Source organism: Streptomyces sp. N35 (assembly GCF_016464295.1).
Taxonomy (GTDB): Bacteria; Actinomycetota; Actinomycetes; order Streptomycetales; family Streptomycetaceae; genus Streptomyces.
The window spans coordinates 1-5,192 of sequence record NZ_JAEIMH010000173.1 but is presented as its reverse complement, the minus strand read 5'-3'; the positions used below and the strand labels follow the sequence as shown (position 1 = coordinate 5,192).

5 protein-coding genes are annotated in these 5,192 nt (G+C 71.6%); 1 reads left to right on the top strand and 4 read right to left on the bottom strand.

Going from position 1 to position 5,192, the window contains the following annotated elements:
• Window positions 1-526: bifunctional ornithine acetyltransferase/N-acetylglutamate synthase (locus JAO81_RS41455; protein WP_199553179.1), on the bottom strand; the 526-nt coding region annotated here is incomplete at its 3' end.
• Window positions 523-1,551: an N-acetyl-gamma-glutamyl-phosphate reductase gene (gene argC, locus JAO81_RS41450; protein ID WP_199553178.1), complete on the bottom strand. Its 1,029-nt coding sequence runs from the start codon at window positions 1,549-1,551 to the stop codon at window positions 523-525. The genes argC and JAO81_RS41455, both read right to left, overlap by 4 nt.
• A gap of 98 nt (window positions 1,552-1,649) precedes the next feature.
• On the opposite strand from argC, the gene JAO81_RS41445 reads away from it, so the two are divergent.
• Complete coding sequence (locus tag JAO81_RS41445; protein WP_199553177.1) at window positions 1,650-3,005, top strand: Fic family protein; 1,356 nt, start codon at window positions 1,650-1,652, stop codon at window positions 3,003-3,005.
• On the opposite strand, the gene JAO81_RS43840 is transcribed toward JAO81_RS41445, so the two are convergent.
• A complete protein-coding gene (locus JAO81_RS43840) occupies window positions 2,993-3,397 on the bottom strand; it encodes a hypothetical protein (RefSeq protein WP_307814234.1) in 405 nt (134 codons plus the stop codon). The two genes, JAO81_RS41445 and JAO81_RS43840, sit on opposite strands and share 13 nt — an antisense overlap.
• Before the next feature lie 861 nt (window positions 3,398-4,258).
• Window positions 4,259-5,192: MFS transporter (locus JAO81_RS41435; RefSeq protein ID WP_199553176.1), on the bottom strand; the 934-nt coding region annotated here is incomplete at its 5' end.

Genomic DNA, 5,192 nt, shown 5'->3' with positions numbered 1-5,192 from the left:
GCGCGAGCATTCCGGCGCCCTTCGCCATCCCGCCGACGGTCCAGCCGTCCTTGCCGACGACCGCGGTCTTGTGCACCGAGTCGGTGGTCTTGATGGCGATGGCGGCCTTCTCGCCGCCGTGCTCGGACAGTTCGGCCGCGACCCGCTCGACGCCCGGAAGCAGCTTGTCCATCGGCAGGGTCACGCCGATCAGCCCCGTCGAACAGACAGCGACCTCGCCGGCGTTGTGTCCTTCGAGGACCTCCGCCACCTTCTCGGCGGTGGCGTGCGTGTCCTGGAAGCCCTTCGGACCCGTACAGGCGTTGGCGCCACCGGAGTTGAGGACGACCGCGGACACCACGCCGCCCTTGAGCACCTGCTCGGACCACAGGACCGGGGCTGCCTTGACGCGGTTGGAGGTGAAGACGCCGGCGGCGGCCTGGCGGGGGCCGCGGTTGACGACGAGCGCGAGGTCGGGGTTCCCGTTCTCCTTGATTCCGGCGGCGATGCCCGCGGCCTGGAATCCCTTGGCTGCCGTCACACTCACGGCGCGACTCCGATCGTAGAAAGCCCGGTGGACTCATCAATCCCCAGGGCAATGTTCATGGACTGAACGGCACCGCCCGCGGTGCCCTTGGTGAGGTTGTCGATCGCGCTGATCACGATGATGCGCTGGGCACTCTCGTCGTACGCGACCTGGATCTGCACGGCGTTGGACCCGTACACGGAGGCGGTGGCGGGCCACTGCCCCTCGGGCAGCACGTGCACGAACGGCTCGTCCGCATACGCCTTTTCGTACGCGGCCCGTACGGACTCGGCACTGACACCCGGCTTCGCCTTCACGTTGCAGGTGGCGAGGATGCCGCGGGCCATCGGGGCGAGGGTCGGCGTGAAGGACACGGTGACCTTCTCGCCGGCCGCCGCGCTGAGGTTCTGGATCATCTCGGGCGTATGCCGGTGCCCGCCGCCCACGCCGTACGGCGACATGGACCCCATCACCTCGGAACCCAGCAGATGCGGCTTGAGCGCCTTGCCGGCGCCGGAGGTGCCCGTCGCGGCGACGATCACCGCGTCGGGCTCGGCGAGACCGTTCACGTACGCGGGGACGAGGGCGAGCGAGACGGCGGTCGGGTAGCAGCCGGGCACGGCGATGCGCCTGGCGGCCTTCAGCGCATCCCGCGCCCCGGGCAGCTCGGGCAGCCCGTAGGGCCAGGTCCCGGCGTGCGGCGAGCCGTAGAACCTCTCCCACTCCCCCGCGTCCTTCAGCCGGAAGTCGGCCCCCATGTCGACGACGAGGGCGGCATCGCCCACCTGCTCGGCGACAGCGGCGGACTGCCCGTGCGGCAGCGCGAGAAAGACGACGTCATGCCCGCCGAGCACCTCGGCGGTGGTCGGCTCGAGCACACGGTCGGCGAGCGGCAGCAGATGCGGCTGCAGCGCACCGAGGCGCTGACCGGCGTTTGAGTTCCCGGTCAGGGCACCGACCTCGACACCGGGGTGCGCCAGCAGCAGACGCAGCAGCTCCCCGCCCGCGTATCCACTCGCTCCTGCCACTGCGGCACGTACCACCATGGTTGCCTGCCTCCCTCTCGATGGCATGACTATACGTGCCCCCGTACTCTTATGCAAAGCAGTTTGATCGCGACAGCGCCCTGTAGCAGGCTGACCGGGTGCTGCACGACCTGAGCCCTTCCACGCTGACCTGGGACGAAGTGGATCCCGCACGCCACCCCTTCGACGGGCGGACGGTCGGTGAGGTGGTCCGCTCGCTCGGGCCCGCTCTCCGAGTTCCGGGCCGGCCGGACGTATCGTTCGGCGATCCGGGATGGGACACCTGGGCGCACGATGTGGCCGGCCGCTGGGCGGACGCGATGTCGTACGCCCTGATCGAGGAGTACGGCGTCTGGGCCTCGGGCTGGCGCTGGGCCCGTGATGAGGGGGATTTCGACGGGGGCCCGGTCGGCCACTGGTGCTGCCCGCACGACTCGATGACCACACCCGGGGAAACCCTCGCCAAAGTGGTCGACTCCCTGAGCGAGTGGCGAGCCTGGCTCGAAGATCTCGCGGCCTGCTTCGAGGCGCACCCATTGGACCAGGTCACGGTGACGCACGAGCCACTGCCGTGGGAGATCGGTGCGCGCCGGCTGATCACCAGGGTCGCCGACCGCACCGGGTGCGGAAGCGGCTGGCATCGGCACTGCCGCCAGGTGCTCACCTGGTTCCTCAGCCGGTGGGGTGTGGCGCCCGCCGTAGCGGAGGAACTGGTGAACGAGGCCGTCGGCGGTCGGTTTCACAGCTGGACGGAGCCGGAGCCCGAGGCGATCGGTGAGGTGGCGGAGCGGCTGGCCGGATCGGTGCCGAACATGCCGGGCACCGAGTCACCGCGGCGCGAACCGGACCGGATCCCGCAATGGCTGGAGGTACGCGATACGGCTCCGTGGCACGACTGCCCGCAGGCCGAGGCCTGCGCCCAGGAGCGCCCGCTCCGGGACGGTGCGGTCGATGACATCAGCACCTTCGACGCCGCGATATCTCCCGCCCGGGCGGAAGGAATGCTGGCAGCGCTCGAGCAGCTGCGCACGGACGCGGTGTTGGGCAAACCCCTCACCCTTGACCTGCTGAGCAGCTGGCAGCAGCACGTCCTCGGCACACCCTCGCCCCCGAGCTTCCGCACCGCCTCCGCCTATGCGAAACGGGGCCGTGAACGCTACGGCCTGGCGCCGGGCACCCGCATCCGCTTCGAGGCCTGTCTCTCCGACGCCTTCGACCCCGGACTCCCCTTGACCGCCCGGGCGGCCCGCGCCTACCTCGACGTCTGCTATTTCCACCCGTTCCCTGACGGCAACGCTCGCGCAGCTTTCCTGACACTGCTGTACGTGCTGGCCCGCGCGGACATCACGCTCGGGTCCGTCCAGCTCCTGCGCCGGGTGACCTTCCAGGTCGACAGTCCGCAGGACCCACTCGCCCTCGCGCGGTATCTCGACATCCATCTGCGGGAGAACATGCAGCGAACTCATGGCAGTTGAGCCGCCCCCACCGCTTCCCGCATACGCGTCGGCGGCAGCGCGGGATTCGCGGCCGCGGCCTCGACGACCTGCCAGTCGGGGTGGTCGAGCAGGTCGACCAGAACGGACGGCTCCAGCGCCGGATGGCCGGCGGCGGGCACACGGGCCCGTACGTCCGTGAGGCAGCTGCGCAGCGCCACGTCCGTGGCGTTCGGATGGCGGGCGATCGCGCGAAGGGCTTTGCGAACAGGCGAGGCCATGGCCGCCATCTCCTCGAGCAAGGACGAGGGCGCCGCCCGGTTCTCCGCCACCTTGGCGTAGACCCGGGTGCCGTGCCGATGGGTCAGCGAACGCAGTTGGGATGGCCACAGTGCCGCGGACCCCGGGAATGGGGTGACCTCCCAGTAGTTCATACGTTTCCGGGGGCAGATCGGGGCGTGCCGCCACGCCCCAACTGGGCCGAACAGCCTCGTGATTGACGTGCGGCACAACATCCGAGACGCGTGTGGACGGGTTGACCATGGCCGCGTCTCGCACGGCGTCCGCGCCGCAGTGGACCTCGGCGCACCGCCGGCACTCCTCCAGGGGAGGAAACCCCTCCCCTGTCAGCAACGCCGCAAGAATCGTGGGACTCGTCGCCTCGTTGATCGCGACGGCACGACGGACCATCGCATGGGGATGCGCCGCCAGGCCCGCCGACACCTCGGCGGTGGCCCACAACGCAAGCTCGGCGACCACCTGTTCGTCCGTGTCCGACGCCAGGACATCCACGACGTCGGCGGGCAGCCCTGGGCACGCGGCGAGCCTCTCGCGGTGTTCGGCCAGCGGGCTCCGCGCCAGGACTCGCGCGAAATCCGGCCCGCCCCCGCCTTCCTCGAGCAGCGCGAGCGCGGCGTCCGGCCGGTCCACCGGATGATGTCGGCTGCCGTGAGCCGACCGTGCCGTACGAGGTGCGCGGCGCACTCCGGGACCTGGTCCCTCAACACCAGTACCTGCGCGCGACTCAGATCCGAACGGCAGGCAAGCTCTGCCGCCACGTCCGGACCGGCTCGCGCGATCAGACGGTCGAGCAGCTCGGCCGGCAGGGCGGGGTTGGCCGCCAGGCCGCACAGAAGAGGTTCCACGGCAGCCATGGTGCGGCGCGACCGCGACCGGCGCTCCCGATTTTCCGCGGGCCCACCGACCGCTGCCGCACAGCTCGGTGGATCACTACAGGCCGGAAACGCTGCCGGGCAGTGCGCCCGACACCGACACAGTGGCCCGACGCGTACGGGCTACGTGCTCTCCGCCCGCGAAAAGTACCGCGCCGTAGGCACCACCGCCGCCACAGCCGGCGCCAGGAAGCAGGCACCCGCGCACACCGCGAGCACCGGCCCCACCCCGAACGCCCCGATCGCCGGCGCGATCAGCGCCAGGCCCGCGGGGGCCAGGCCGTACGACAGGAGGAAGTCGAGGGAAGAGACCCGGGCCAGTTTGTCCGGGGCCACCTCGCGCTGAGTGGCCGTGAACCACGGGACGTTGAACAGTTCGATGCCGATGCCCGCGATGGCGTACGCCCCGACGATCACCGCCGGGTGGACCGGCAGCATCAGGGACAGCGGGGCGAAGCCGTAGGCCGCGAGGCCCGCGAGGGCCGCCCATCCCGGGGAGCGGGGGCGCCGGCGGGCGATCAGCACCGCGCCACCCAAGGCCCCGAGCGTGTATGCCGTGGTGGCCGCGGCGAGGACGAGCTCCGTGTCGTAGCGGTCGCGGCTGACCAGGGGCAGCGCGACGCCGGTGGCCGAGTAGCCGGTGGCTATGACCGCGGTGAGCGCGGCCAGGCCGGCGACGAACCACGGATGCCGGCGCGCCTCATGTACGCCCTCCATGAACTCGGCGCGAAATGAGCCCCGTCGGGGCGTATCACCGGACGGAGCCACCGCCCCGCGCCCCGGCGCCAGCGCCGCCATCAGCCAGAGGACGCCGATGCCCAGCAGCAGCGCGGCGGTGTCGAAGAAGGCGGCCAGGAGCGCGGCGAGCGACGGGCCGAGCAGGGCGCCGCCGCGGACGGAGAAGGCCATCGCCGCGTTGGCGGGCCGGCGGCGGGCCGGGTCGACGATCTCCGCGGTCAGGGCCTGGAAGGCGGGACGGCACGCCCCCTGGCCGGCCCCGGCGAGCGCGGCCGCCCCCACCATCAGGGCGGGGGGGCGGGCGGGCCCGGCGGCGAGC

Bases quoted from the DNA above. Each gene is read 5' to 3' on its own strand.
- argC (WP_199553178.1), bottom strand. From the start codon at position 1,551: ATGGTGGTACGTGCCGCAGTGGCAGGAGCGAGTGGATACGCGGGCGGG.
- JAO81_RS43840 (WP_307814234.1), bottom strand. From the start codon at position 3,397: ATGAACTACTGGGAGGTCACCCCATTCCCGGGGTCCGCGGCACTGTGG.